Annotated in this window: 27 protein-coding genes; 15 read left to right on the top strand and 12 right to left on the bottom strand. The window is 71.2% G+C overall.

Going from position 1 to position 24,316, the window contains the following annotated elements:
• The first annotated feature begins 35 nt into the window (after positions 1-35).
• From ACWD5F_RS41225 to ACWD5F_RS41215, 3 genes are all read left to right on the top strand, one after another.
• On the top strand, positions 36-605 hold the full coding sequence (locus ACWD5F_RS41225) for a TetR/AcrR family transcriptional regulator (protein ID WP_451261336.1): 570 nt from the start codon (positions 36-38) through the stop codon (positions 603-605).
• Between the two features lie 33 nt (positions 606-638).
• A complete protein-coding gene (locus ACWD5F_RS41220) occupies positions 639-1,823 on the top strand; it encodes a GDSL-type esterase/lipase family protein (protein WP_451261335.1) in 1,185 nt (394 codons plus the stop codon).
• Between the two features lie 147 nt (positions 1,824-1,970).
• Entirely contained in the window at positions 1,971-2,774 is an 804-nt protein-coding gene (locus ACWD5F_RS41215) for a helix-turn-helix transcriptional regulator (RefSeq protein WP_401726325.1), read from the top strand.
• Positions 2,775-2,803: 29 nt separating this feature from the next.
• Here the strand turns inward: ACWD5F_RS41215 and ACWD5F_RS41210 are convergent, their stop codons facing one another.
• Entirely contained in the window at positions 2,804-3,664 is an 861-nt protein-coding gene (locus ACWD5F_RS41210; protein ID WP_451261334.1) for a LysR family transcriptional regulator, read from the bottom strand.
• 68 nt (positions 3,665-3,732) lie between these two features.
• Between ACWD5F_RS41210 and ACWD5F_RS41205 the strand changes: the two genes are divergently transcribed.
• Positions 3,733-4,632, top strand: coding sequence for an EamA family transporter (locus tag ACWD5F_RS41205; protein WP_451261333.1), 900 nt, complete (start codon positions 3,733-3,735; stop codon positions 4,630-4,632).
• A 21-nt stretch (positions 4,633-4,653) separates the two neighbouring features.
• Here ACWD5F_RS41205 and ACWD5F_RS41200 read toward each other — a convergent pair whose 3' ends face one another.
• The 3 genes from ACWD5F_RS41200 to ACWD5F_RS41190 form a co-directional block, all read right to left on the bottom strand.
• The gene (locus ACWD5F_RS41200; RefSeq protein ID WP_451261410.1) at positions 4,654-6,138 is read right to left on the bottom strand and encodes an MFS transporter; all 1,485 of its coding nucleotides are present in this window, start codon (positions 6,136-6,138) and stop codon (positions 4,654-4,656) included.
• Positions 6,139-6,380: 242 nt separating this feature from the next.
• A complete protein-coding gene (locus tag ACWD5F_RS41195) occupies positions 6,381-7,307 on the bottom strand; it encodes a carbohydrate kinase family protein (protein ID WP_451261332.1) in 927 nt (308 codons plus the stop codon).
• On the bottom strand, positions 7,304-7,990 hold the full coding sequence (locus ACWD5F_RS41190) for a class II aldolase/adducin family protein (RefSeq protein ID WP_451261331.1): 687 nt from the start codon (positions 7,988-7,990) through the stop codon (positions 7,304-7,306). Before ACWD5F_RS41190 ends, ACWD5F_RS41195 begins: the two co-directional genes overlap by 4 nt.
• Positions 7,991-8,095: 105 nt before the next feature.
• Here ACWD5F_RS41190 and ACWD5F_RS41185 point away from each other — a divergent pair, with 105 nt between their 5' ends.
• Entirely contained in the window at positions 8,096-8,707 is a 612-nt protein-coding gene (locus ACWD5F_RS41185) for a TetR family transcriptional regulator (protein WP_401726335.1), read from the top strand.
• Between the two features lie 75 nt (positions 8,708-8,782).
• Complete coding sequence (locus ACWD5F_RS41180; RefSeq protein ID WP_451261409.1) at positions 8,783-9,253, top strand: carboxymuconolactone decarboxylase family protein; 471 nt, start codon at positions 8,783-8,785, stop codon at positions 9,251-9,253.
• Positions 9,254-9,288: 35 nt separating this feature from the next.
• Here ACWD5F_RS41180 and ACWD5F_RS41175 read toward each other — a convergent pair whose 3' ends face one another.
• A complete protein-coding gene (locus tag ACWD5F_RS41175) occupies positions 9,289-9,690 on the bottom strand; it encodes a hypothetical protein (RefSeq protein ID WP_451261330.1) in 402 nt (133 codons plus the stop codon).
• Positions 9,691-9,788: 98 nt separating this feature from the next.
• Complete coding sequence (locus tag ACWD5F_RS41170; RefSeq protein WP_451261329.1) at positions 9,789-10,799, bottom strand: ArsR/SmtB family transcription factor; 1,011 nt, start codon at positions 10,797-10,799, stop codon at positions 9,789-9,791.
• 120 nt (positions 10,800-10,919) lie between these two features.
• Between ACWD5F_RS41170 and ACWD5F_RS41165 the strand changes: the two genes are divergently transcribed.
• Complete coding sequence (locus ACWD5F_RS41165; protein WP_451261328.1) at positions 10,920-11,846, top strand: GNAT family N-acetyltransferase; 927 nt, start codon at positions 10,920-10,922, stop codon at positions 11,844-11,846.
• 33 nt (positions 11,847-11,879) lie between these two features.
• Here ACWD5F_RS41165 and cynS read toward each other — a convergent pair whose 3' ends face one another.
• A complete protein-coding gene (gene cynS, locus ACWD5F_RS41160; RefSeq protein WP_451261327.1) occupies positions 11,880-12,323 on the bottom strand; it encodes a cyanase in 444 nt (147 codons plus the stop codon).
• Between cynS and ACWD5F_RS41155 the strand changes: the two genes are divergently transcribed.
• Positions 12,324-12,983, top strand: coding sequence for a ferredoxin reductase (locus tag ACWD5F_RS41155; RefSeq protein WP_451261326.1), 660 nt, complete (start codon positions 12,324-12,326; stop codon positions 12,981-12,983). It abuts the gene before it with no gap.
• A gap of 117 nt (positions 12,984-13,100) precedes the next feature.
• Here the strand turns inward: ACWD5F_RS41155 and ACWD5F_RS41150 are convergent, their stop codons facing one another.
• The gene (locus tag ACWD5F_RS41150) at positions 13,101-13,985 is read right to left on the bottom strand and encodes a winged helix-turn-helix transcriptional regulator (RefSeq protein WP_451261325.1); all 885 of its coding nucleotides are present in this window, start codon (positions 13,983-13,985) and stop codon (positions 13,101-13,103) included.
• 100 nt (positions 13,986-14,085) lie between these two features.
• Here ACWD5F_RS41150 and eno point away from each other — a divergent pair, with 100 nt between their 5' ends.
• From eno to ACWD5F_RS41135, 3 genes are all read left to right on the top strand, one after another.
• The gene (gene eno, locus ACWD5F_RS41145) at positions 14,086-15,375 is read left to right on the top strand and encodes a phosphopyruvate hydratase (protein WP_451261324.1); all 1,290 of its coding nucleotides are present in this window, start codon (positions 14,086-14,088) and stop codon (positions 15,373-15,375) included.
• 81 nt (positions 15,376-15,456) lie between these two features.
• Entirely contained in the window at positions 15,457-16,293 is an 837-nt protein-coding gene (locus ACWD5F_RS41140) for an alpha/beta fold hydrolase (RefSeq protein ID WP_451261323.1), read from the top strand.
• A gap of 171 nt (positions 16,294-16,464) precedes the next feature.
• Complete coding sequence (locus ACWD5F_RS41135; protein ID WP_451261322.1) at positions 16,465-16,587, top strand: hypothetical protein; 123 nt, start codon at positions 16,465-16,467, stop codon at positions 16,585-16,587.
• Between the two features lie 80 nt (positions 16,588-16,667).
• Here ACWD5F_RS41135 and ACWD5F_RS41130 read toward each other — a convergent pair whose 3' ends face one another.
• Positions 16,668-17,051, bottom strand: coding sequence for a helix-turn-helix transcriptional regulator (locus ACWD5F_RS41130; protein WP_451261321.1), 384 nt, complete (start codon positions 17,049-17,051; stop codon positions 16,668-16,670).
• 133 nt (positions 17,052-17,184) lie between these two features.
• On the opposite strand from ACWD5F_RS41130, the gene ACWD5F_RS41125 reads away from it, so the two are divergent.
• Positions 17,185-17,886, top strand: coding sequence for an anti-sigma factor antagonist (locus ACWD5F_RS41125; protein ID WP_451261320.1), 702 nt, complete (start codon positions 17,185-17,187; stop codon positions 17,884-17,886).
• 69 nt (positions 17,887-17,955) lie between these two features.
• Here ACWD5F_RS41125 and ACWD5F_RS41120 read toward each other — a convergent pair whose 3' ends face one another.
• On the bottom strand, positions 17,956-18,843 hold the full coding sequence (locus tag ACWD5F_RS41120; RefSeq protein WP_451261319.1) for a TauD/TfdA dioxygenase family protein: 888 nt from the start codon (positions 18,841-18,843) through the stop codon (positions 17,956-17,958).
• Positions 18,844-19,135: 292 nt separating this feature from the next.
• On the opposite strand from ACWD5F_RS41120, the gene ACWD5F_RS41115 reads away from it, so the two are divergent.
• Complete coding sequence (locus ACWD5F_RS41115) at positions 19,136-19,624, top strand: beta-class carbonic anhydrase (protein ID WP_451261318.1); 489 nt, start codon at positions 19,136-19,138, stop codon at positions 19,622-19,624.
• Between the two features lie 63 nt (positions 19,625-19,687).
• Here the strand turns inward: ACWD5F_RS41115 and ACWD5F_RS41110 are convergent, their stop codons facing one another.
• Positions 19,688-20,110: a nuclear transport factor 2 family protein gene (locus ACWD5F_RS41110; protein WP_451261317.1), complete on the bottom strand. Its 423-nt coding sequence runs from the start codon at positions 20,108-20,110 to the stop codon at positions 19,688-19,690.
• A gap of 45 nt (positions 20,111-20,155) precedes the next feature.
• Positions 20,156-21,136 (bottom strand): aldo/keto reductase, encoded by a 981-nt coding sequence (locus tag ACWD5F_RS41105; protein WP_451261316.1) that lies wholly within the window; start codon positions 21,134-21,136, stop codon positions 20,156-20,158.
• Positions 21,137-21,357: 221 nt separating this feature from the next.
• Between ACWD5F_RS41105 and ACWD5F_RS41100 the strand changes: the two genes are divergently transcribed.
• Both ACWD5F_RS41100 and ACWD5F_RS41095 read left to right on the top strand, forming a co-directional pair.
• A complete protein-coding gene (locus ACWD5F_RS41100; RefSeq protein ID WP_451261315.1) occupies positions 21,358-22,236 on the top strand; it encodes a helix-turn-helix domain-containing protein in 879 nt (292 codons plus the stop codon).
• Positions 22,237-22,534: 298 nt separating this feature from the next.
• Positions 22,535-24,271, top strand: coding sequence for a RecQ family ATP-dependent DNA helicase (locus ACWD5F_RS41095; RefSeq protein WP_451261314.1), 1,737 nt, complete (start codon positions 22,535-22,537; stop codon positions 24,269-24,271).
• Positions 24,272-24,316: the final 45 nt, after the last annotated feature.

The raw sequence follows: 24,316 nt of genomic DNA, 5'->3' as shown, positions 1-24,316 counted from the left end.
CTCGACAGCGCCGAACCCCAACGGGAGGAGTGGCTGTGGTGCGTGCGGGACTGTCCGCGGAGCGGCTGGCACGGGCGGGTGCCGAGCTGGCCGACGAGGTCGGCTTCGAGCAGGTGACCGTCTCGGCGCTCGCGCGGCGATTCGACGTCAAGGTCGCGAGCCTGTACTCGCATGTGAAGAGTTCGCAAGACCTCAAGACCAGGATCGCGCTGCTCGCCCTGGAGGAGATGGCCGACCGGGCCGCCGCGGCGCTCGCGGGGCGGGCCGGCAAGGACGCCCTGGTCGCTCTGGCGAACGTCTACCGCGACTACGCCCGCGCACACCCCGGCCGCTACGACGCGTCCCGGCTGCGGCTGGCCCCCGAGGAGGCGGCCGCGAGCGCCGGTGTCCGGCACGCGCAGATGACCCGAGCGATCCTGCGCGGCTACGACCTGACCGAACCGGACGAGACACATGCCGTCCGGCTGCTCGGCAGCGTGTTTCACGGGTACGTGAGTCTGGAGCTGGCGGGCGGGTTCAGTCACAGCGCCCCCGACTCGCAGGAGAGCTGGACCCGCACGCTGGACGCCCTCGACGCACTGTTGCGGAACTGGCCGGCGCCCTGACCAACCACCCACCTCTAGCCACAGGTTGAGACCATGGACACCCCCCAGCGCGACTGGACCACCACGTACATCACCGCGGACCTGCTGCGCGGCGCCCTCGACGTCGAGCACACCGAGCACGGCGTGCTGCCGCACCGGCTGCCCGCGCGGGCCCGCGCCCAGTGCGACGACCCGCAGTTGGCCATGGTCGAGGCCCAACCGTCGGGCGTACGGCTGGTGTTCCGCACCCGGGCGACCGTCGTCGAACTGGACACCCTGCCCACCAAGCGCGTCTACGTCGGTGCCCCGCCCCGCCCGGACGGCGTGTACGACCTGCTCGTCGACGGCCTCCCGGCCGGCCGGGGCAGTGTGCCCGGCGGCAACACCCTGACCATCGACATGGCCAACGGGACCGCCGAGGTCCGGCAGGGAGAGATCGGCACGCTCCGTTTCGACGGTCTGTCCGGCGATTCGAAGGTCGTCGAGATCTGGCTGCCGCACGACGAGGCCACGGAACTCGTCGCGCTGCGCACGGATGCTCCCGTCGAGCCCGCGCCGGACCCGGGGCGTCCGGTGTGGCTGCACCACGGCAGCTCGATCAGCCATGGCTCGTTCGCCGCCACGCCGACCACGACCTGGCCCGCGCTCGCCGCCTCCCTCGGCGGGGTGGAGCTGATCAACCTCGGGCTCGGCGGCAGCGCCCTGCTGGACCCGTTCACGGCGCGCGCCCTGCGCGACACCCCGGCCGACCTGATCAGCGTCAAGATCGGCATCAACCTGGTGAACACCGACGTGATGCGCCTGCGGGCCTTCACGCCCGCCGTGCACGGCTTCCTCGACACCGTCCGCGAGGGTCACCCGACCACTCCGCTGCTGGTCGTCTCCCCCATCCTGTGCCCCATCCACGAGGACACGCCCGGTCCCAGCGCGGCGGACTTCGGCGCGCTGGCCGACGGGCAGCTGCGGTTCAAGGCGATGGGGGATCCGGCCGAAGTGGCCGAGGGGAAGCTGACGTTGAACGTCATCCGGGACGAACTGGCACGGATCGTGGAGCGGCGCCGGCCCGAGGACCCCAACCTGCACTATCTCGACGGACGCGAGCTGTACGGCGCGGCCGACGCCGCCGAACTGCCGCTGCCCGACGACCTCCACCCGGACGCCGCCACGCACCGCACCATGGGCAAGCGCTTCGCGGGACTGGTCTTCGCGACGGAGGGCGTCTTCGGTACCGCGTCCTGAGACCGCGGCGCAGGCGATGATGTGAGATCGTGCGGGCCGCCATTCCCCCGTACCGGCGGCCCGCACGGACCACGAAAGTCTCGGGCATCAGTGGACGTCGCCGGTATGGGTACAACTGCGTACGCGGCGAACGAGCGGAGAAGGAACGTGGCACACGGGCCGGGCGAGGCCTACGAACGCATGCTGGCGGTGGCCGTCGCGGCGCTCCACGAGAGGGAGCCGGAGCGGCTGTGGCCGCTGCTGGCCGGTGCCCTGCCCGAACTGTGCGGCGGTGAGCTGCTGGTCTACAAGCTGGACGAATGGAGCGAGCGCGCGGGCACGGTCGGCATGTCGCCCGGCGTCGGCGCCCAGCTCGACGCGCTCGGGGACGAGGACCTGGCCCTGCTGCGCTCGGGCTATCCGTTCGCCGACCACTACGCCACCGGCCCGGACCGGACGCCGCACACCGCCCGCGGGGCGGCGGGCCGGGAGTGGTCCACGAGCCCCACCGCGCAGCTGCTCGACGAGATCATGGACGTGGACCATGTGCTGGCGGTCCCGCTGCCGCAGGTCACCACCCCGATCACCGGGTGCATGGTCTACCGCTCCGGCGAGGACTTCACCGAGGACCACGTCCGCACCGCCCAGCTGCTGCAACCGTTGCTGTCCGCCGTCGAGCAGCAGCGTCAACTGCTCATGCAGTGGCGGCAGTCGGCCGGGCCGGGCGTCGTCGGTGACCCGGCCGCGGCGGGCGACCTCACGCCCCGGGAGACGACCGTCCTGCTGCTGCTCACCGACGCCCTGACCGCGACCGCCATCGGCCGTCGGCTCGGCATCTCGGACCGTACGGTCCACAAGCACGTCGAGAACATCTACCGCAAGCTCGGCACCCGCGATCGCGTCAGCACGGTCCTGCGTGCCCAGCAGCTCGGCCTCGTCCCGGCCCCCGCCGTGTCCCGCGGCCGGGCCTGAGCGGGATCTGCCCGGGACCGGGGCACGGCTCAGGCGCCTCGGTAGAGGGCGGTGATCAGCTCGATCGCCGCCGGGGTGGCGGGATGCGGGTCGTCGCGCCACCAGGCGAGGCGGACGGCGATGGGTTCGGCGTCCCGCACCGGCCGGTAGACGAGGCCGGGGCGCGGGTACTGGTTGGCGGTCGACTCGGCCGTCATGCCGACGCGTCGGCCGCCGGCGATGGTGGTGAGCCAGTCGTCGACGTCGTGCGTCTCCTCGGTGGCCGGGCGGGCGTCCGGCGGCCACAGGTCCGCGGTGGTGGTGCCGGTACGGCGGTCGATCAGGAGGACGCGCCCGGACAGGTCAGCGAGCCGGACGGAACGGCGCCGGGCCAGTGGATCGTCGGCGGCGAGGGCGCACAGGCGCCTCTCCAGGCCGACGATGGCGCTCTCAAAGCGCTTCTCGTCCAGTGGTCTGCGGACGACGGCCAGGTCGCAGGCGCCTTCCACCAGGCCGGCCGAGGTGGAGTTGACCCGGACGAAGTGCACGTCGGTGGCGGGGTGGGCCTGGGCCCAGCGGCGCTGGAAGGCGGGCGTGTGCCGGCCGAGCGCCGACCAGGCGTAGCCGATGCGCAGGCTGGTGTGCCCGGAGGTGGCCGTGTGCACCAGGTCGTCCACCTCGCCCAGCACCCGGCGGGCCTGTGCGAGCACCCGCAGTCCCGTCGGGGTCGGCGCGACCTCGCGCGAGGTGCGCCGCAACAGCCGTACGCCCAGGGCCCGTTCGAACGAGGCCAGGCTCCGGGAGACGGCGGCCTGGGAGACGCCGAGGGCGATGGCCGCGTCGGTGAAGCTGCCCTCGTCGACGATGGCGACGAGACAACGCAGCTGCCGGAGTTCCACATCCGCATCCATGACTCCAGCGTATAGATCGCCGCACGGACACATTTTGCGCATCGACAACCGAGGCGCACGATCGGAGCATGCCGGACGCATCCGCACCCGCCACACCCGTCCTCAACCGCCCCGCACCCGCGACCATCGCCTCCGACCGGCTGCGCCTGGTCGGCGTCGCCACGATGGTCGGCAGCGGGCTGTCCAACCAGACCGGCGCCGCGATCGGCTCCCTGGCGTTCCCCGTGCTCGGGCCGGTCGGTGTGGTCGCGGTACGGCAGTACGTCGCCGCGGCCGTGCTGCTGGCCGTGGGGCGGCCCCGGCTGCGGTCCTTCACGTGGGCGCAGTGGTGGCCGGTGCTGGTGCTGGCGCTGGTGTTCGGGACGATGAACCTGTCCCTGTACACCGCCATCGACCGTGTGGGCCTCGGCCTCGCGGTGACCCTGGAGTTCCTCGGTCCGCTGACCGTGGCGCTCGTCGCGGCGCGGCGCCGGGTCGACGCCTGCTGTGCGGTGATCGCGGCGGTGGGTGCGGTGGCGTTGATGCGGCCGCGGCCCTCGGCCGACTACGTGGGGATGGCGCTGGGGCTGCTCGCCGCCGTCTGCTGGGCCTCGTACATCCTGCTCAACCGGACCGTGGGTCGGCGGCTGCCGGGGGCGCAGGGGTCCGCGGCGGCCGCTGCCGTGTCGGCGCTGATGTTCCTGCCGGTCGGGGTCGTCGTGGTGCTGCGGCAGCCGCCGACCGTGGGTGCCGTCGGCTGTGCGGTGGCCGCCGGTGTGCTGTCCTCCGCGGTGCCGTACCTGGCCGATCTGGTCACTCTGCGGCAGGTGCCGGCGCAGGCGTTCGGGCTTTTCATGAGCGTCAACCCGGTGCTGGCGGCGGTCGTCGGACTGGTCGGGCTCGGGCAGCGTCTCGGGTGGGCGGAGTGGGCGAGCATCGGGGCGGTCGTGATGGCGAACGCGCTCAGCATCGCGACGCGGCGGACGTGACCGTCGTAGGACGTCCGCTTCTCAGCTCTGCCCGGGCGTGGTCGGGCCGCCCTTGAGGCGTTCGAGGTCGGACGGGCGGACCTGGATGGCGATCACGGCGACGAGGGCGGCGACCAGGGTGAAGATCGCGGCCATCACGAACGCGGCGGAGACGCCGGCGGTCAGGACCTCGTCGGACCAGGGGGACGGCAGTTGACCGGTGCGCCGGAACTGCAGGCGTTCGGCCGGGGTCGCCTGGGTCAGGAACTGGCGGACCTGTTTCTTCGCCTCGTTGTTGCTCGCGGTGCCGAACATCGTGACCAGGATGGAGAGTCCGAGCGCGCCGCCCACCTGCTGGGTGGCGTTGAGAAGTCCGGAGGCCGCACCGGACTCCGCGACCGGCACGTCCGAGAGCGCCATCAGCGTGAGCGCGACGAACTCCATGCCCATACCCAGGCTGAAGACGAGCATCGGGCCGAGGATGCTGCCCGCGTAGGTGGAGTGCACGTCGGTGAGGGTCAGCCAGGCAAGGCCGGCCGCCGCGAGGACCGCGCCGATCACCATGAAGGGCTTGGGGCCGTACACGGGAAGGAACTTGGAGGCCAGTCCGGCGCCCACCGCGATGACCGCACTCACCGGCAGGAAGGCGAGGCCCGCCTCCAACGGGCTGAAGCCCAGCACGTCCTGGACGAAGAGGGTCAGGAAGAAGAACATGCCGAAGATCGCGGCGGACAGGCTCAGCATGATGCCGTACGTGCCCGCGCGGTTGCGGTCGGCGAACATGTGCAGCGGGGTGATGGGCTGCCTGGAGCGCCGCTCGACCAGGACGAACGCCACCAGCACGACGACCGCCGCCGCGAACGAGGCCAGCGTGAACGCGTCGCGCCAGCCCTCCTGGGCGGCTCTGATGAAGCCGTACACGAGCAGCACCATGCCCACGGTGGAGGTGAGCGCACCGGTGATGTCGAAGCGGCCGGGGTGACGTTCGGACTCCTTGATCCAGCGGGGCGTCGCGAGCACGATCAGCAGGCCGATGGGGACGTTGACGAAGAGCACCCAGCGCCAGTTGAGCCACTCGACGAGCATGCCGCCGGCGAGGAGTCCGATCGCGCCGCCGCCCGAGGAGACCGCGGCGAACACGCCGAACGCCCGGTTGCGCTCGGGTCCTTCGCGGAACGTGGTGCTGATCAGGGCCAGCGAGGTGGGGGACGCGATGGCGCCGCCGACGCCCTGGAGGGCGCGGGCGGCGAGGAGTTGGCCGGAGTTCTGGGACAGGCCGCCGAGCAGCGAGGCCAGGACGAAGAGCAGGACGCCGAAGACGAAGACGCGCCGCCTGCCGAGGATGTCGCCGGCCCGGCCGCCGAGCAGCAACAGGCCGCCGAAGGTCAGGGTGTAGGCGTTGACCACCCACGACAGGCTGGTGGTGGAGAAGTCCAGGGAGCGCTGGATGTCCGGCAGCGCGATGTTCACGATGGTGATGTCCAGAACCACCATCAGCTGGCAGGACGCGATGACCAGCAGCGCCATGCCGTTTCCGCCACCGCCGGTGTCCTTGGCGGTGGCCTGCGACGAAGAGGTTGGCTGTGCGCTGTTGCTCATGTGCGTCGCCCTCCCGGGGGTCAGGGCCTGTCCCAGGCTCCGAGCCCTGCGGGGAGTCGGATCAGTGAACGGTTCCGTCCACTGTTCGACCGTACGCCGGTGCCGTGGGCGTCACCACCGGAACGGGCATCTCGCCCGGAACGGGCGATGACGCCCCCACCGACAGCGCGTCAGCGTGTCTTGTGCGTCGCCGCGAACTCGTCGGCGGCGGCCAGGTCGAAGTCCCCGTGGTCGCTGCCGAGGCCCTGTGCCACCAGTGCGGCGGAGGCGCTGCCGAGTACGGCGGCCTCGCGGGGCGTGCGCCCCAGGCTCACGGCGCGCAGGAAGCCGGCCGAGAAGGCGTCGCCGCAGCCGGTGGTGTCGACGACGTCGATCGCGTAGGCGGGGACCGTCTCGGTGTCCTCGGCGGTGACCAGGAGAGCGCCGTCGGCGCCGCGGGTGACCGCGACGAGCCCGGCGCCGGCGGCGAGGAGCTTGCGCGCGCCGGTCAGGAGGTCCGTCTCCTCGCTGAAGCCGAGGACCTGGTCGTCGTTGGGGAGCAGGAAGTCGACGTGCGGGAGCAGCGGCTCGATCTGGTCGAAGGTGCCGAGTTCGCCGGGGGCGAGGAGGTCGACGGAGGTGACCACGTCGTGCTCCTTGGCGTGCGCGAGGATGCGCGCGGCGACCTCTGCGCCGATCAACTCCGGTCCGCCCAGGTGCAGATGGGTGGCTTCGGCGACCGCGTCCCAGGGCACGTCGTCGAGGCCGTAGGTGATGTTGGCGCCCAGCAGGTGGAGGGAGGGGCGGTCGCCGTTGGGGCGGATCGGCAGGACGGTGGCCGAGGTGGAGGTGTCGGTGCGGCGGACGAGGAGGCCGGTGTCGATGCCCGCGCGGTCGAGGAGCTGGACGAGCAGGTCGCCGGTCGGGTCGGTGCCGATGGCGCCCGCGGTGCGTACCGAGGCGCCGAGCTTGGCCAGGGTGAGCGCGGTGCCGGCGGCCGTCCCGGCGGCGGTCATCCGGATGTCGTCGACCAGGGTGGCGCCCTGTCCCTCGGGTATGGCCTCAACCGGCCGTACCAGCACGTCCAGTACGTGCACGCCCATCGTGACGACGTTCATGGGGTTCCCTCCTGCGCGGGTGGTACGGGGTGAGTGGTGCCGTAGTTGCGGGCGATCGCGGCCTCGATGACCGCGAGTTGCTGCTGTTCGTCGAGGACGCGCGGCGGCCCGAGCGCGGCGGCGTGCTGGTAGACACCGCACGCCCACTCCACCAACAGGGCGTGCTCGACGGCCTTTTCGAGGGTCTGCGCGTGGGTGAGCGCGCCGTGGTTGGCCATCAGCGCGGCGCTGCGGCCGTCCAGGGCGGTGATGACCGACTCGGCGAGTTCGGGGGTGCCGAAGGTGGCGTAGGGCGCGACCCGGACCGTGCCGCCCACCGAGAGCAACTGGTAGTGGATGCAGGGCAGTTCGTCCAGCACGCAGGAGAGGGCGGTGGCCATCGGAGCGTGGGTGTGGACGACCGCGCCGGTGCCGTAGCGCCGGTACACGCCGAGGTGCAGGTCGAGTTCGGAGGTCGGCTCCAGGGTGCCGGCGACGATCTTCCCGTCGAGGTCGACCACCGTGACCTGGTCCGGGGTCAGTTCGGCGAGGACCGCTCCGGTCGCGGTGATCGCGACGAGCCCCTCCACGCGTACGCTGACGTTCCCGGCCGTACCGATGAGCAGGCCCGCGGCCCCGAGCCGACGGCAGGAGTCCGCCACGGCGGCCCGCTCCTGACCCAGCACCGCGCTTGAGTCGGTCATGTGCGGGACCGTAACCTAAACGTGAAACAAAGTCACGTTCACATTCGGAGGTAGTGCGTGGGCGAGCCGGCCGCGGAGTCCGTGGGGTCCGCTCCCCTGCGTCGTATGCCCCAACAGGCGCGCAGCAAAGCCCGGTTGGCGCGGGTGCTGGAGGCGGCCGAGCGGCTGCTGGTCGACGAAGGGGTCGAGGCGCTGACCACCACGCGGGTCGCCGCCGAGGCGAAGGTGTCGATCGGCTCGCTCTACCAGTACCTGCCGGACCGGGACGCGATCATCGACGCCCTGGCGAGCGGCTACTTCGGCAAGCTGGAGGCCCTCATGGAGGGGTTCGTCCAGGGGGCCGCGGAGCAGCGCTGGGAGGATCCGGTCGGGGTGCTGGTGGACGCGTACGCCGGGCTCTACCGCACCGAACACGGCTTCCGGGCGCTGTGGTTCGGCAGCGGCCTGACCGAGCGGACGCGGGCCGCGGACCGTGAGCACAAGCTCCGTATGGCGGACGGCATCGGCCGGGTCCTGGTCGCGCTCGGGGTCGCCCGGGACGACGACTCGCTCGCCCGCGCCTGCCACGCGGCGGTGCTGACCGCCGACGCCCTCGCGCAGGAGGCCTTCCGGCAGCACCCGGAGGGGGACGCGGAGCTGCTGGAGGAGGCCAAGGTGATGCTGCGCGGCTATCTCGCGGCCCTGGAGGGGCGCTACGGGGACCGCCGTGACCGGTGATGGACACGGGGTGATTTCATGACAAGGAACCGTGTGCACGGAACCGCGTCTTCGAAGGAGCCCAGGTTGAGCGACATGGCAGCGGGTCCCGCGGGGCGGATCTTCGTCGACAAGCAGAGCCCGAAGGCCTACCACGCCCTGGTCGAGACGGCCGAGGCGACGCGTGCGGTCGCCGCCGAGGCGGGCTTGGACCGCAGGCTCGTCGAGCTGGTCAACCTCCGGGTCTCCCAGCTCAACGGCTGCGCCTACTGCCTCGACGTGCACACCCGGGCCGCGCTGCGGGCGGGTGACAGCACCCAGCGTCTGGGCGTGCTGGCCGCCTGGCGCGACGCCGACCTGTTCACCGCGCGGGAGCGCGCGGCGCTCGCCCTCGCCGAGGCCACCACCCGCGTCGCCGACGCCACCGCGCAGGAGGCGGCCTACGCCACCGCCCGCGCGGCCCTCACCGACGACGAGATCTCCGCGGTGATCTGGGTGGCGATCACCATGAACGCCTTCAACCGCGTGTCGATCATGAGCAAGCACCCGGTGCGTCCCGCCGGCTGACCTCGCGCCGGTCAGGCGGCTGGAGTCGGGCTCTGCTAGCAGGTCGGAAGACCCGGGATGGGCCCGTCGTTGTTGCCGCCGCTGATCCAGACGACAGGGAGCCAGACGAGCTTGTTGCCGCTGTCGTCGTCGGTCAGGGCCCAGTAGTGGTTGTAGTAGTTGCCGTACCTGAACTCGGTGGCCCAGATCTCGCAGTAGAAGTAGTTGGTGCCCGCGCGCAGGATGCCGGCCGGGTTTCCGTCGCAGCTGTCGGTCGGGTCGGTGGTGGTGCACCACCAGGTGCTGGCCGTCTTCCAGACGTTGCAGTTGACCTTGCCGCCGCTCCTGGGCACACAGCCGGCGCTCGCGGACGCCTGTGCGGTGCCGGTCAGGCCGACGGTGACGGCCGCGACCATGACGGTCGAGGCCAGAAGGGATGTGAGTCGGCGCAGTGCCATGTGAAGTCCCCCTGCCGTGCGTGGTGTTGGTGCTCCGATCCGTACGCATCCATGCTGTCCTCAGGGACTGCACAGCCGCCACACAGTGAAGGCGTGCCTTAAACGTCGAACGGAGTCTCCGACGGGCCCTCCAACAGCGCCTGTCCGGCGGGGGTGATGCTGTGCACCACGTGCTTGCCGTGCCGCACGCTCAGCAGCAGTCCGGCCCGGCGCAGGACGGCGGTGTGGTAGCTCGCCGCCGCTCCGGTGATGCCGAACCGCTCGGCGAGTTCGCCGGTGGTGCGGCCGGTGACGACGTCCTCCAGTACGGCGGCCCGGGTACGGCCGATCAGCGCGCCCAGCTCGGCGGGCGGTCCCGTGCCGAGGCGGGCGCGGTGCCGGGTCCAGCCGAGGGTGTGCTGGATCGGGTAGACGAGGATCGGGGTCATGTCGGGGGAGGCGAGCGTGACCGGTCTGCGGTGGCAGAAGAAGGACGGCTGAAGCAGCAAACCCCGTCCGTCCAGGTGCAGTTCGCGGTCGACCGGGTAGTCGGCCACGAGCACCGGCGGCTCCCAGCGCAGCAGCGGCCCGAAACTTCGCAGCAGCCCCTCGGTGCCGCCCGCCAGCACCGCCCGGGCGCGCAGGGCACGGTCGGCGTCGACCTGTCCGCGGATCTGCGGCCAGAAGGGGTCGAGCGCGTGCCGGTGGTAGCCGTGCAGGGTCGAGCCCAGCCGGCGCAGGGCCGAGGGGGTGCCGTCGGCGAGCTCGCGGATACCGGTCGGCAGCGGCCGGGACCGGTCCCTGGACTCGGCGAGGGTGACGAGGTCGTCGCGCAGGACGGTGCGCGGGGTGCCGAGCACGGTGTCGACCGCGCTCCTCAGGTCGTAGTGGCCGCGCAGGTCGGGGGTGAGGAAGTCGGGCGAGTAGCCGCGCGGCGGCAGCAGTCCGGTCAACTGGCCGCCGCCAGCGGGCAGTCGGGGCGCCACCAGCCGCCGCCACTCGCCGAACGCCAACGACGAGTCCCGGACGAGCAGGGCCTGGAAGCTGTTGGTGATCTCCCACAGCGGGTCGGGCGCGGCGGCGACGCGGACACGCGCGACGTCCTCGGTGGTGAAGTGCACTCGCAGCATGACCTCTCCGCTGGTCGTCGTGAGCCACTGTGTACCCGCCGGGGTGGTCGCCGACCAGAGGACATTCGGTCAGCCGAAAACCTGTTGCGACGGTCTCCCCTCCCCCGGACCCTGAGCAGCATGTCCTCCCTCCAGCGCTCCGCCGAACTCTCCGACGCGCCCGCCGTCACCGAACTCCTCAACGAGATCGACCGGATCGAGATCGGCAGGCCCGAGACCGACCTGCACACGGTCGAGGCGGACCTGAAGGCCCCCGGGACCGACCTCGCGCGTGACTCCTGGCTGGCCTTCGAGGGGGACCGGCTGGTGGCGTACGGGCTGCTGTGGGACGAGTCGGGCGGTGAGCGGGTCGACGTGGACCACTACGTGCTGCCCGAGCACCAGCAGGTCGGCGTCCGCGTCCTGGAGGCGATGGAGGCCAGAGCGCTGGAGAAGGCGCAGGAGAACGGGGCCGAGCGGGCCGTGGTCCATCTGCACCTGAACGTGGCCCCTACGCTCGACACCGACCTGATCCGGGCGCGGGGTTGGCAGGTCGTGCGCCGATATCACGTACTGCGCAAGGGCGTTGACCCCGCGCGCGACCCTGCTCCGGAGGTGCCGGCCGGAGTGCGGGTACGGCCGTGCACGACCGAAGCCGACCGGCTGCGGGTGTATGAGCTCTACCAGGCCACCTTCGCCGAGCACTTCGACTTCCAGCCCCGCGATCACGGCCAGTGGCTGTCCGACATCGACGCCGAGGCGCTCGACTGGGCCCTCGTCTGGATCGTCGCCACCGACGACCTGGGAGACGCCGGTTTCCTGCTGGCCCGCGACGACCGCGAGGCCATGGGCTGGATCCGCAGCATCGGCATCCTGCGCGAGGCCCGCGGGCGTGGCCTCGGCGGCTTCCTCCTGCGCCACGCCTTCGCGACGTTCGCGGCCCGGGGCAGGGACACGGTGGGGCTCGGGGTGGACACGTCCAATGCCACGGGCGCGCCCGAGTTGTACGCGCGCCATGGCATGGGCGTGCATTACGCGGTCGACACATGGGAGACGGTTCTGCGCTGAACCGTCACGGTGCCGGGCGACCGACCGCCACCCCTACCACTGATACGGCAGGTACTTCCCGTCGAGAGTGACGACGACCCGGTCACCCGCGGGGTCGGGGACCCGTCGGACGTCGAGCCGGAAGTTGATCGCGCTCATGATGCCGTCGCCGCACTGCTCGTGGATGAGTTCCTTGATGGTCGGGCCGTAGACCTGGATGACCTCGTAGAGGCGGTAGATCGTGGGGTCCACGGGGACGGCCGCGTCCAACGCGCCCCGCGTCGGCTGGAGTTGGAAGGCGAGCGCGGCGTCGTCGCCGAGTTCGAGCAGGGCCGCCGCCGTGGCCGCCTCGTCCTTGCCCATCGGGTGCTGGCCGAGCAGGGCCGCCGTGGTCCAGGCGAGCGGCTTGCCGACGGCTTCGGCCAGTTGGGCCCACGTGACCCCGGTCTTCACCTTGGCCTGACGGACGGCTTCGGCGGCTTCCAGCTTGCTGAGCATGTGCGTCTCCCTCGACGACGGTGGCTCTGGTGGCACGTCCAGACCAGGGTAGGAGCGGCGCCCGACGCGGTCTCGCCCGCCTCCCGCTCCGGCAGCAGCCGAATCTACGAGCTGCGTCCCGCCGACCCGGCCTCGCCGCTCCCCGCCTTCGATGCGGGCGCGCACGTCGACGTCCACATCGGACCGGCTCTCGTCCGCCAGTACTCGCTCCTCAACTCCACCCACGAGCGGGGCCGTTACCTGATCTGCGTGCGTCGGGACGACGCCGGCCGGGGCGGCTCCACCGCCGTACACCGCGACATCAGGGTCGGCCAACGGCTGTGGATCTCCGCGCCGCGCAACCACTTCCCGCTCATCACGGCCGAACGGCACGTGCTCGTGGCGGGCGGGATCGGCATCGCACCGCTGCTGTCGATGGCGGAGGAACTCGCGGCCGGCGGGGGCGACTTCGTCTTGCACCACTACGCCGCGAACGAGCGGGACGCACCCCTGCTGGAGCGGGTGGCGGTGGCCGACTTCGCCGACCGGGCGGTGGTCCACTTCGGCGAGACCGGGGACAGCGTCCGGGCCGGGCTGCCCACTGACCTTCGCACCCCCGTTCCGACCGCGCTCGTATACATCTGCGGGCCGGATACATCTGCGGGCCGGACGGCTTCTTGACGCACGTGACCGAACAGGCGACCGCGGCGGGCTGGCTGCCCCGGCAGTTCCACCTCGAACGCTTCGCCCCGGCGTTACGGGAAGCGGGCCGCGAACGCGCGGATCACCAACTGCCGCTCACGCGCGACCGGTCCCGGACTCGGCCTGGACCCGCGCGGCCAGTGTCAGGCTCTCGGTGACCGCGTGCGGGATGTCGACGACCGGGAACAGCGCGTGCCGCACGGCCCGTTCGGCGTCGACGACCAGGATGAGGCGCTTGTGCCGCAGCCGGCCCGCGCCGCGGAAGGTCGGCAGCCGCAGGGCCGCGGCCAGGTGGTGGTGAGCGTCGGACAGGAGGGGGTACGGGACCTCCTCGATGCGCGCGAACTCCGCCTGTTCGTGCGGGAGTTGCGTGCTGATGCCGCGCACGTCCACGCCCGCCCGGCGGAAGTCGGGCCAGGCGTCCCGGAACAGACGGTTCTCCAGCGTGCAGCCGGCGGCGCCGGGGATCGGCGGCTCGCCCCAGTCGACTCCCGTTCCCGGGTAGGTGAACAGCACAGTCGCGGCGGAGTTCGGCGAGACGACGGGCAGTTGGGCGCCCTGCGGGCCGGGAAGTTCCAGGCCGTCGGGCAGACGGGTGCCGGCCAGGGCGTGCACCCGGGCATGTTCGGCGCCGTCCTCCGTCGCGGTCGCGGTGACGCTCCCGTCGCCCAGCACCCATCGGTCGCCCCAGTCCTGCATGGCGACGAGCAGCGGCAGCAGTGCGGATCCGGCGTCCGTCAGCAGGTACTCGTAGCGCACCGGGCGCCGCTGATAGAGGCTGCGGTGCAGGACTCCGTGGGCGACGAGGCGGCCGAGGCGCTCGGTGAGGACCTTGCGGGACAGGCCGATCTCGGCCGCCAGCGCGTCGAAGCGGACATGGCCGCGGGCGACCTCCCGCAGCACCAGAACGTTCCACCAGTCCCCCAGGACCATGGCGGCCTGCGCGATGCCGCAGTTCTCGTCGGCGTTGTGCATCCTCATGCGCCCATAGTAGGTTCCTTTTCGGGACTCACTTTGTTTCCAGATGGAACTTACCGCCCGCCGATGTCCGAGACGCGGGCCCAGCGTGAGGAGTTGCATCGTGACCACCATCAGCCGGGTCGTCGCACGCGAGATCATCGACAGCCGGGGCAACCCGACCGTCGAGGTGGACGTGGAGCTCAAGGACGGCTCGCTCGGCCGCGCGGCCGTGCCGTCGGGCGCCTCCACCGGGGCCAGGGAAGCGGTGGAGCTGCGGGACGGCGACCCGACCAGGTTCCACGGCAAGGGAGTTCGGCGCGCCGTCGACGCCGTGAACGAGAGCATCGCGGACGCCGTGACCGGCCTCGACGCCGAGGACCAGGCCACCGTGGACCGCGTCATGACCGAACTGGACGGCACGGACACCAAGGCGCGGCTCGGCGCGAACGCCCTGCTCGGGGTCTCCCTGGCCACCGCCAAGGCCGCCGCGGCCGCTCACCGGCTGCCGCTGTACCGCTATGTCGGCGGGGTCGACGCCCGCGTCCTGCCGGTGCCGATGATGAACATCGTCAACGGCGGTGCCCACGCCGACAATCCGCTGGACTTCCAGGAGTTCATGATCGCCCCCATCGGCGCGGCCACCTTCGCCGAGGCCGTCCGGATGGGCTCCGAGGTCTTCCACACCCTGCGCGGCAACCTGCTCGCCGCCGGCCACAGCGTCAACGTCGGCGACGAGGGCGGTTTCGCGCCCGACCTGCGCACCGCGGACGAAGCCCTCGACTTCGTCGTACGCGCCGTCGAGCAGACCGGCTACAAGCCCGGCACGGACATTACGCTCGTGATGGACCCGGCCACCTCGGAGTTCTTCCGCGACGGCGTCTACGACTACGCGGGCGAGGGCGTCCGGCGTACACCCGCCCAACACGCCGACTACCTGGCCGAGTTGGTCGACCGCTACCCCGTCGCCTCCATCGAGGACCCGATGGCCGAGGACGACCACGACGGCTGGCGCGCGCTGACCGCACGGCTCGGCGACCGCTGCCAGCTCACCGGCGACGACGTCTTCTGCACCAACGAGACGCTCCTGCGCGCCGGGATCCGGGACGGCATCGCCAACTCGGTACTGGTGAAGGTCAACCAGATCGGCACCCTCACCGAGACCCTGGCCACCGTCGCCACCGCCCACCGCGCCGGCTACACCGTCGTCATGTCCCACCGCTCCGGCGAGACCGAGGACACCACGATCGCCGACCTCGCGGTGGCCACCGGGTGCGGGCAGATCAAGACGGGTTCGCTCTCCCGCTCCGACCGGACGGCCAAGTACAACCAACTCGTGCGGATCGAGGAGGAGTTGGGGACGCAGGCCCGGTACGCGGGACGGGAGGCGCTGGGGCTGCGTGACCGGGCTTGACCGTCCGTCTTGACAATCCGGCCGGGCGAACTGAAGGCTGGTGTCCAAGGTGACCGACCAGTCGGTATGAAGGAGCGGATCGTGCCCGAGCTGAGCATTCCCACCCGCGCGGGCGTGTTCGACGCCCTCGTGGCGGGGCCGCCCGAGGGCCGCCCGGTCCTGCTGCTGCACGGTTCTCCCGAGACGGGACGGGCTTGGCGGCGCCAGATCGAGGCGTTGGCGGCGGACGGCTACCGCGTGGTGGCGCCGGACCAGCGTGGCTACTCCCCCGGGGTCCGGCCCGAGCGGCCCGAGGAGTACGGCATCGGCGCCCTGGTCGACGATGTCGTCGCGATCACGGAGGAGTTGGGCTGGCCGACGTTCGACCTGGTCGGCCACGACTGGGGCGGCGCGGTGGCCTGGTGGACGGCTGATGCCCATCCCGACCGCCTCCGTACCCTGACGGTCGTCTCGACCCCGCACCCCGGTGCCCTCGCCGAGGCCATGCGTACGGACGAGGACCAGCGCGCGCGGTCCACCTACATGCGCGACTGGCGCGAGACGCCCGCGACCGAGGACCGGATGCTCGCCGACGACGCACGGCAGCTGCGGAGCCTCTACGCCGACCGGATTCCGCAGGACAGTGTCGACGCGTACGTGCGGCACCTGTCCGAGCCGGGCGCTCTCACCGCGGCCCTGAACTGGTACCGGTCCGGCCGCCCCGAGACCGCGATCGGCGTCATCGACGTACCCACGCTGTACGTCTGGAGCCCGGAGGACATCGCGTTCGGGCCCGCGGCGGCGCAGGAGAGCGGGAAGTGGGTCGGCGGGCCGTACCGCTTCGAGACCCTCCCGGGCATCAGCCACTGGATCCCCGAGGAGGCGCCCGAGGCGCTGAACCGGCTGCTGCTCGAACACCTGCGGGCGTACGGCGACTGAGCCCGCCCCTCTCCCGAAGGCTGAACCGACCCCTCGCCCGACGCGGTCAACTGTCCGGCGTCTCGGTGGAGTCGGTCGACTTCGGCGGCGAGGGCCTCGGCGTCTGCCTCAACGCGTGCAGGGCGAGGGAGAGTTCGGTGATGCCGCGGGGGTCGACGACGGAGCGGGCCGGTGTCGCCGGCCACCGTCTTCGGGCTGTTCAGCATCTTCTACCGCGTCTCGGCGGTCTTCGGCTCGTTCGAGCCGCGGAGCCTTCGTACCCGGGCGAACAGGTCCGATCCGGTCAGCGTCTGAGCCGTACGTGTCCCGGCGGGGCCGGTGCCGTCGGGTGCCGGTCTCGCGGTGGGCGTGAGAGGCCCGGCTCGCCGCCGGCCTCAGAGGTCCGACTCGGCCGTCCGCCCCGGTGGGCCCGCCGCGTCCTGCAGTTCTCGTCGGCTCTGCCGTCCCTCGTCGTTGGCGGCGTCGTGCTGAGCGAGCAGGGAGAGCAGCTCGGCCACCGTCAGCCCCGCCTCGGCGGGGTGGCGCAGGTTGGTCCCCTCCTCGATCCGATAGGCGTTGGAGCGGCCCTGGCGCGTGTGGGTGAGATAGCCGCCCTCCTCCAGATCGGAAACGATCTTCTGGACGGCGCGCTCAGTGAGCCGGCAGTGTGCCGCGATGTCGCGGATGCGCGTGGTGGGATCCTCGGCGATCGCGGCCAGCACGCGGGCGTGGTTGGTGAGAAACGTCCAACCGGTATGTGATTCCGGTACTCCAGACATGTCCACAGCCTAAGGCGTTTGATTCACGTATTCAAAAGGACGAACCAGATTTCCTGTATCTCTTGACGTATCCCTGCTGCCGGAGCAAATCTTGGGGTGGTGAACACGCGCGGACCTCTCTGGAGCGGCTGCCATGCCTGAACGTGCATCTTCAAGCGTGGGGATCGAGACGCACCCCGCGGGCGACTGGACGCTCGTGGTCGTGTCCGGGGTGCTCGACATCCATACCGAGCAGGCCTTCCAGGACGCTCTGCGGGAAGCCCTCGGCCGGTCCGTCCGGGGCATCGACCTCGATCTGAGCGGCGTCGAGTTCTGCGACTGCTCCGGCCTCAACACGCTCCTGAGCATCCGCCGGCGCGCTCTCGAAGAGGGCCGGACCGTCACGATCCAGGTCGCCGGCGCAATCGTGCACCGACTTCTCTCGATCACGGGCACGCGCTCTCTCTTCAGCGTCCTGGATGACGGCGACAAGGGAGACGAGGAGGGTCGTACGGCGTCGGGAGCGTCCGCCGAGTCGGCGGGGATCCCACTCGGCGAAGCGGACCAGGACCTGCGCATCGAACTCGTCCAGCTCCGACGGGCCATGCAGACCCGGCCCGTGATCGACCTCGCCCGCGGTGTGCTGATGGCGTCGTTCGGCCTCAGCGCCGAGGACGCCTGGAAGGTCCTGGTCACGCTCTCCCAGAACACGAACACCAAACTCCACCATGTCGCCGACGCCCTGGTCGGTGCCGTCACGGGAGCCGCCCTGCCGGAATCCTTCCAGCAGCAGGTCGCGGCGACGGTCGACGGACTCCGCACGGAGCCGGTGGCACCTGGGGTCGGCGAGAGGTGAACTCGCCGTCCCCGCGGCCGAGTTGACCGCCTCGAGCGACGGCTCGGCTCTATGTCGTGTTCCCCGCCGTCACGGAGATGGCGCCGGCCGGCCGGCCCCCGGTCCGACAGGTACGTCTCCGCGCAGGGTGATCCGGTGCATGACGCGATGCTGGTCGCCGTAGTCGCGGTTGGCGTAGTGCGAGGTGGCGCGGTTGTCCCACAGGGCGACGTCGCCCGGCTGCCAGCGGTGGCGGACCGTGTGTTCCGGCTTGATCAGGTGGGCGTAGAGGATGTCGAGGATCCCGCGGCTCTCGTGCTCCGAGACACCGACGATGTGCGAGGTGAAGCCCGGGTTGACGAACAGACCCTTGCGCCCGCTCTCGGGGTGCACGCGGACCACCGGATGCTCCACGGGGACGAGTTGCGTGACCACCTCGCCCTCCCAGACGTTGCCGCGCCCCTCGCGGTCGCGCGCCAGGTAGTACCCGAACTCGCGGCTGCCGTCGTGCACGGCGGTGAGCGGATCGATCAGCGCGCGAATCCCCGGCGACAGCGACTCGTAGGCGAGTTGGCTGTCGGCCCACGACGTGTCCCCGCCGTGCGGCGGCAGCACCACGGCCCGCAGGACGGAGATCGCGGGCGGACGCCGCATGAACGTCACGTCGGTGTGCCACACGTCCGCGAACCCGTTGTCCTGGCTGTCCAGGGAGTACACCTCGTCGGGCACGTCACCGGAGTCGTGCACCGGGTGACCCGCCGTGACCTCGCCCAGCCGCCGGCCGAAGTCGATCTGCGCGTGGTCGTCGATGTCCTGGCCGGGCAGGAACAGCACCTTGTACGCCACGAGCGCGGCCCGGACCGCCGCGACCTGTTCGTCTCCGAGGCGGCCGAGGTCGACTCCGTGCACCTCGGCGCCGAAGCTGGGTCCGAGCGGGGTGATCCGGAGGCCGGCCGCCGCGTCGGTGATGACTGTCATGCTGTCGATCCTGATCCGCGGAACCTCCGGCCGCGCCATCGCGGGCCCGATGTTCACGAAGGTGAAACGATCGGCCCTGCTGCCGACCCACCTCCGGCCTGCCCCCGAACACACGTTTCCTTGCCAGCTCTCGGTGGCGGAAGGTTCACTGGTCGCGTGCCGACCTTCGCCACCACGCTGACGGGCTTCTGGCCCTCGCGTCGTGTCTACGTCTTCGACGTGTTCTGTTGCCGCGCGCCGTTCCCGCCGCCCGCGCAACTCCCTTCAGAACGCTCGAGAACAGAGGTCCACCATGTCCGTGACCGATGAACTGCTGGCCAACAACGCCCGCTACGCCGAGACCTTCGCCGGCCCGCTCCCCCTGCCCCCTTCGAAGCAGCTCGCCGTGGTGGCCTGCATGGACGCCCGGCTGAACGTGTACGCGATCCTCGGCCTGAACGACGGCGAGGCGCACGTCATCCGCAACGCGGGCGGCGTGGTCACCCAGGACGAGATCCGTTCGCTCGCGATCAGCCAACGTCTGCTGGGCACCGAGGAGATCATCCTCATCCACCACACCGACTGCGGGATGCTCACCTTCACCGACGACGGCTTCAAGGCCACGGTCGAGGAGGACACCGGTATCCGTCCGTCCTGGGCGGCGGAGGCCTTCGGCGATCTCGACACGGACGTCCGCCAGTCGATCGCGCGCATCAAGGCAGACCCCTTCGTCGTGCACAAGGACCGCATCCGGGGCTTCGTCTTCGACGTCGCGACCGGGAAGCTCAACGAGGTCAACTGACAGTGAGGCAGCCGCTCATGCCGGTGCCCCGGGCGGGCCAGGCGTGAGCGGCTGCCTCGCGCGCTACTCGGCCTCGGCCTTGGGCTTGGGCTTGGGCTTGGCGACCAGGCTTGCGGCGTCGTGGTAGAACAGCCGGTTCTCGACGATCTTCCCGTCCTTGACGGTGAACTGCTCGATGAAGCGGGTCAGTTCTCCGGTCGCAGCGTCCGGGATGCCGACGCAGGCCGCGACGCGGTCGCCGTCGGCGATGGTGTAGTGCACCGTGATCGCGGAGAGGTCGAGGTACTTCGGCAGGATCTCGGCGAGGGCGAAGAATCCGTCCTTGCCGTGGTACGTCTTCCCGAAGGGCAGAAACAGCGGCTCGATGATCTGGACGTCGTCCGACAGATAGGAGACGACGCGCTCGACGTCTCCCTTCTTCCCTGCGTCGAACATGGCTTCGACGACCGCGCGGCTCTGCTCGGTCTGTGATGTGGCTTCGGACATGGTGTTTCTCCTCCGGGGCAGTGAAGTTGGGTCGGTGAAACTGGTTCAGCGGTCGATCGTGGATTCGTTGAAGTCGTCGTGCCGGGCGCCGGTGGCCGGCGTGAGAGTGTCGAGCCGCTTCAACTGGCCGACGGTCAGGACGACTTCGTCGGCGGCGGTGTTCTCCTCGACGCGAACCACTCGTCGGCTGCCGGGAATCGGGGCGATGTCCGTGCCCTGGGCCACCAGCCAGGCCAGCGCGATCTGGGCCGGGGTGGCACCGACCTCGGTCGCGATGTTCCGTACTTCCGCCACGAGTTGCAGGTTCTGACGGAAGGCCTCGCCGATGAAGCGCGGGTTCGTCTTGCGCCAGTCGCCCTCGGGGATCTCCTCCGGGGTGCGGATCTCGCCGGTCAGGAACCCGTGCCCGAGCGGTGCGTAGGGGACGAGGCCGATGCCCAACTCTCGTAGCAGGGCCAGCAGTTCGGTCTCGACGTCGCGGGTCCACAGGGAGTACTCGGTCTGCAACGCGGCGATCGGGTGCACGGCGTGGGCGCGGCGAATCGTGTCCGGCGAGGCCTCGGACAGGCCGATGTGCAGGACCTTGCCCTCGGCGACCAACTCGGCGACGGTGCCGATGGTGTCCTCGATGGGCGTCTTCTGGTCGACCCGGTGCTGGTAGTAGAGGTCGATCCGGTCGGTGCGCAGACGCCTGAGGGAACCCTCGACGGCGGTACGGATGTTGGCCGGACTGCTGTCGAACAGGTCGGTTCCGTCCCCGGCATGGGACAGGATGCCGAACTTCGTGGCGAGGACGACCTGGTCGCGCCGCCCCTCCAACGCCTGACCGACGACCTCCTCGATGTGGTACGGGCCGTAGCTCTCGGCGGTGTCCATGTGGGTGACGCCGAGGTCGAGCGCGCGATGGACGGCGCGGACGGATTCGGCGTCGTCCAGGCCGCCGCCGGAGAGAAGGGTGCCGGCCATGGACATGGCGCCCAGGCCGATCCGGGAAACCCGCAGGCTCCCCAGCATGGCGTGCTGCATCAGAGGACTCGTTTCTCGTCGAGAGCGTCGAAGCGCGCGGGAAGGAAGGTCGAAGTGCCGAAATGACGATGTCGATCTCGACCTCGGTGTCGATGTCGATGTGGATCTCGATCTCGCCGGCATCCAGCCAACATCCGTTCGCCGCACCCCGACAGGCACTGCGAAAAGGGGTACTCACAGGGACCCCTTCCGGCACGCGGACCAGGCCTACCCTTGATCCCATGGACGAGAAGGAGGCCGCACGGGCGGCGGTCCGCGAGTTCCTCACCACCCGCCGCGCCCGGGTCACCCCGGCCGACGCCGGTCTTCCTCCGCAGGGCACCCGCCGTCGGGTGAAGGGCCTGCGCAGGGAGGAGGTCGCGTTGCTCGCCGGGGTCAGCCCCGAGTACTACGTACGGCTCGAACGCGGCCAGGCGACCGGGCCGTCCGCCGGTGTCGTCGACGCGGTCGCCGGCGTCCTGCGGCTGGACGACGACGAACGCGCTCACCTCGGCCGGCTGCTCGCCGCCCTCACCCCCGAGGCCCGCAAGCGACGCCGCAGCGCGGCGAAAGACCTGGTCACCCCAGGCATCCGGGTGCTGCTGGACTCCATGGACCACCTGCCCGCGGTGGTCTTCAACGGCCGGTTCGACATCCTCGCCGCCAACGCGCTGGGGCGCGCACTCCTGGCGCCCGTGTTCGACCTGCCCGGACGGACGAACAGCGCCCGCTTCCTGTTCCTCGACGAGCCCAGGGCCCGGGACCTGTTCCCCGAGTGGGACCTGATCACCGCCGACACCGTGGCGATTCTGCGCATCGAGGCCGGCCGCCACCCGGACGACCCCGACCTGACCGCGCTGATCGGCGAACTCGCCACCCGCAGCACGGAATTCCGTACGCGCTGGGCGACCAACGACGTACGCACCGCCCGAGCCGGCGCGAAGACCTTCCGGCACCCGCTCATCGGCGAGGTCACGCTGCCGTACGAGACCCTTCGCATCGACGCCGCCTCCAGCCAGATCCTCAGTGTCTACACCCCACGGCCCGGCACCCCCGAAGCCGACGCGATCCGCCTCCTGGCCAGCTGGAACGCCGACAGACAACCGACCGACAACCCCTGAGACCGGCAGTGGCGCGTTCGCCGCGCGTGCGGATACGGATGCGAATGCGGACGCGATCGTGTGCCCGATTGAGGCCGACATCTTTCGTTTCGCGAGGTTGGGGCGTACGGTCTGTCTCCCCGCGAAGGGAGCCCGCCGCTTCACTCCCCCGGGAGCGGCGGGCCTGCGCGCGCCCGGCGAGGCGAGCGCGCCGTGGGGATCTTGATGTGGGCGACCTGATCGCGTGAGGCGATATTCCGGCGAACCGGGGTAGCCGCCAGACACCCGGCGGTTGGTCGCCCACCTCTCAAGGAGAACGATGTTCGCACTCACGTCCCGTCGTCTGCGCGGTGTCGCCCGTCGGGTCTTCGGCTGGCAGCAGCTGCGTCCGGCCCAACTGAGTGCGATGAAGGCCGTGATGAAGGGGCGTGACGTGCTCGCCGTCATGCCGACCGGTGCGGGAAAGTCCGCCGTGTACCAGGTGCCCGCCGTGTTGCTCGGCGGTCCGGTCGTGGTCGTATCGCCGCTGATCGCGCTTCAGCGGGACCAGATGCAGAGCCTGCTCGGGTCCGGCGCGCTGCGCACCGCCGCCATCAACTCCGCGCAGCGCCGCAGCGACAACGACACGGCCTGGGCCCGTATCAGCGCCTCCTCGGTCGATGTGGTCTTCCTCGCTCCCGAGCAGCTCGCCAAGACGGACGTCACGGACCGGCTCGCTGCCGTCGGGCCCCGACTGCTGGTGGTGGACGAGGCACACTGCGTGTCGTCCTGGGGGCACGACTTCCGGCCGGACTATCTGCGGCTGCGCCACGCACGCCAACGGCTCGGCAACCCGCCGGTGCTCGCCCTGACCGCGAACGCGGCGGCCCCGGTACGGCGGGACATCGCGGAGCGTCTCGGTATGAACGACCCTGTGGAGATAGTGGCCGGCTTCGACCGCCCCAACATCCACCTGGATGTGACGGCCTTTCAGGACGCCGCCGCCAAGGAGCGGTTCGTCGTGGAGCGGGCGGCCGTCGAGGAGAAGCCGGGAATCCTGTACGCCGGGACGCGGAAGGCGGCGGACAGTTACGCCGAGCAGTTGAGCGGCCTGGGGCTGTCCGCCGCGAGCTACCACGCGGGCCTCTCCGCCGCCGAACGCGGCCGGACCCAGGACCGGTTCAGCTCCGGTGACCTCGACGTGGTCGTGGCGACCTCGGCGTTCGGGATGGGCATCGACAAGGCGGACGTACGGTTCGTGCTGCACGCGTCCGTCCCCGGCTCGCTCGACGCCTACTACCAGGAGATCGGCCGGGCCGGCCGCGACGGGGCACCGGCCAGGGCGATCCTCGCCTACCGCTCGCAGGATCTGGGCCTGCAACGCTTCTTCGCCGCCGGCGCTCCCGACGCCGACGCGCTGCGCCGCGTCGCCGAGCGCCTGCGCGCCGAGGCGGGCACCGTGCCCGCGACCCGGCTCCGGGCCGACTGCGAACTGAGCGCGACGGCGCTGTCCGCCGTGCTGAACCTGCTGGAGGAGGCCGGGGCCGTCCGCACCGGACGGGACGGCAGCCGCTTCACCGGCACGGTCGGCGCCGACGGCGCCCGCGCGGACGACGACGTCGACGCCGCTGTGCACAGCGCCCTCGCCGTGCACGCCACCCACCGCAAGCTCGAACAGTCCCGCGTCGACATGATGCGCGGGTTCGCCGAGACGACCGACTGCCGGCGGCAGTTCCTCCTCGGCTACTTCGGCGACTCCGTCCCCGTCCCGTGCGGGGGCTGCGACAACTGCGCGAGCCCGGTGGCCGAGCCCGCGAGCGGTCCACGGCGCGGGCGGTCCAGGAATGCCGTACGGCGACTCCGGCGGTCCCGAACCGACGCGCGCCCCGCGGTGGACGAGCACGCCTACCTGCCGGGCGTCCGCGTGCGCCATGACCAGTGGGGCCGGGGTGAGGTCATGAGCGAGGGCGACGGGAGGATCACCATCCTGTTCGAGTCGGTCGGCTACCGCACCCTGTCGCTGGCCGTGGTGACGGACAAGCAGTTGCTCGTCGCGCTGCCCGACTCACCGCGCTGACGCGAGTCCCGTGAGTCCTGTGCGCCGGGAGGCGGCCCTGCCGAA

This window comes from Streptomyces sp. NPDC002499, from assembly GCF_053595415.1.
This window is presented reverse-complemented; position numbering and strand designations above follow the sequence as displayed.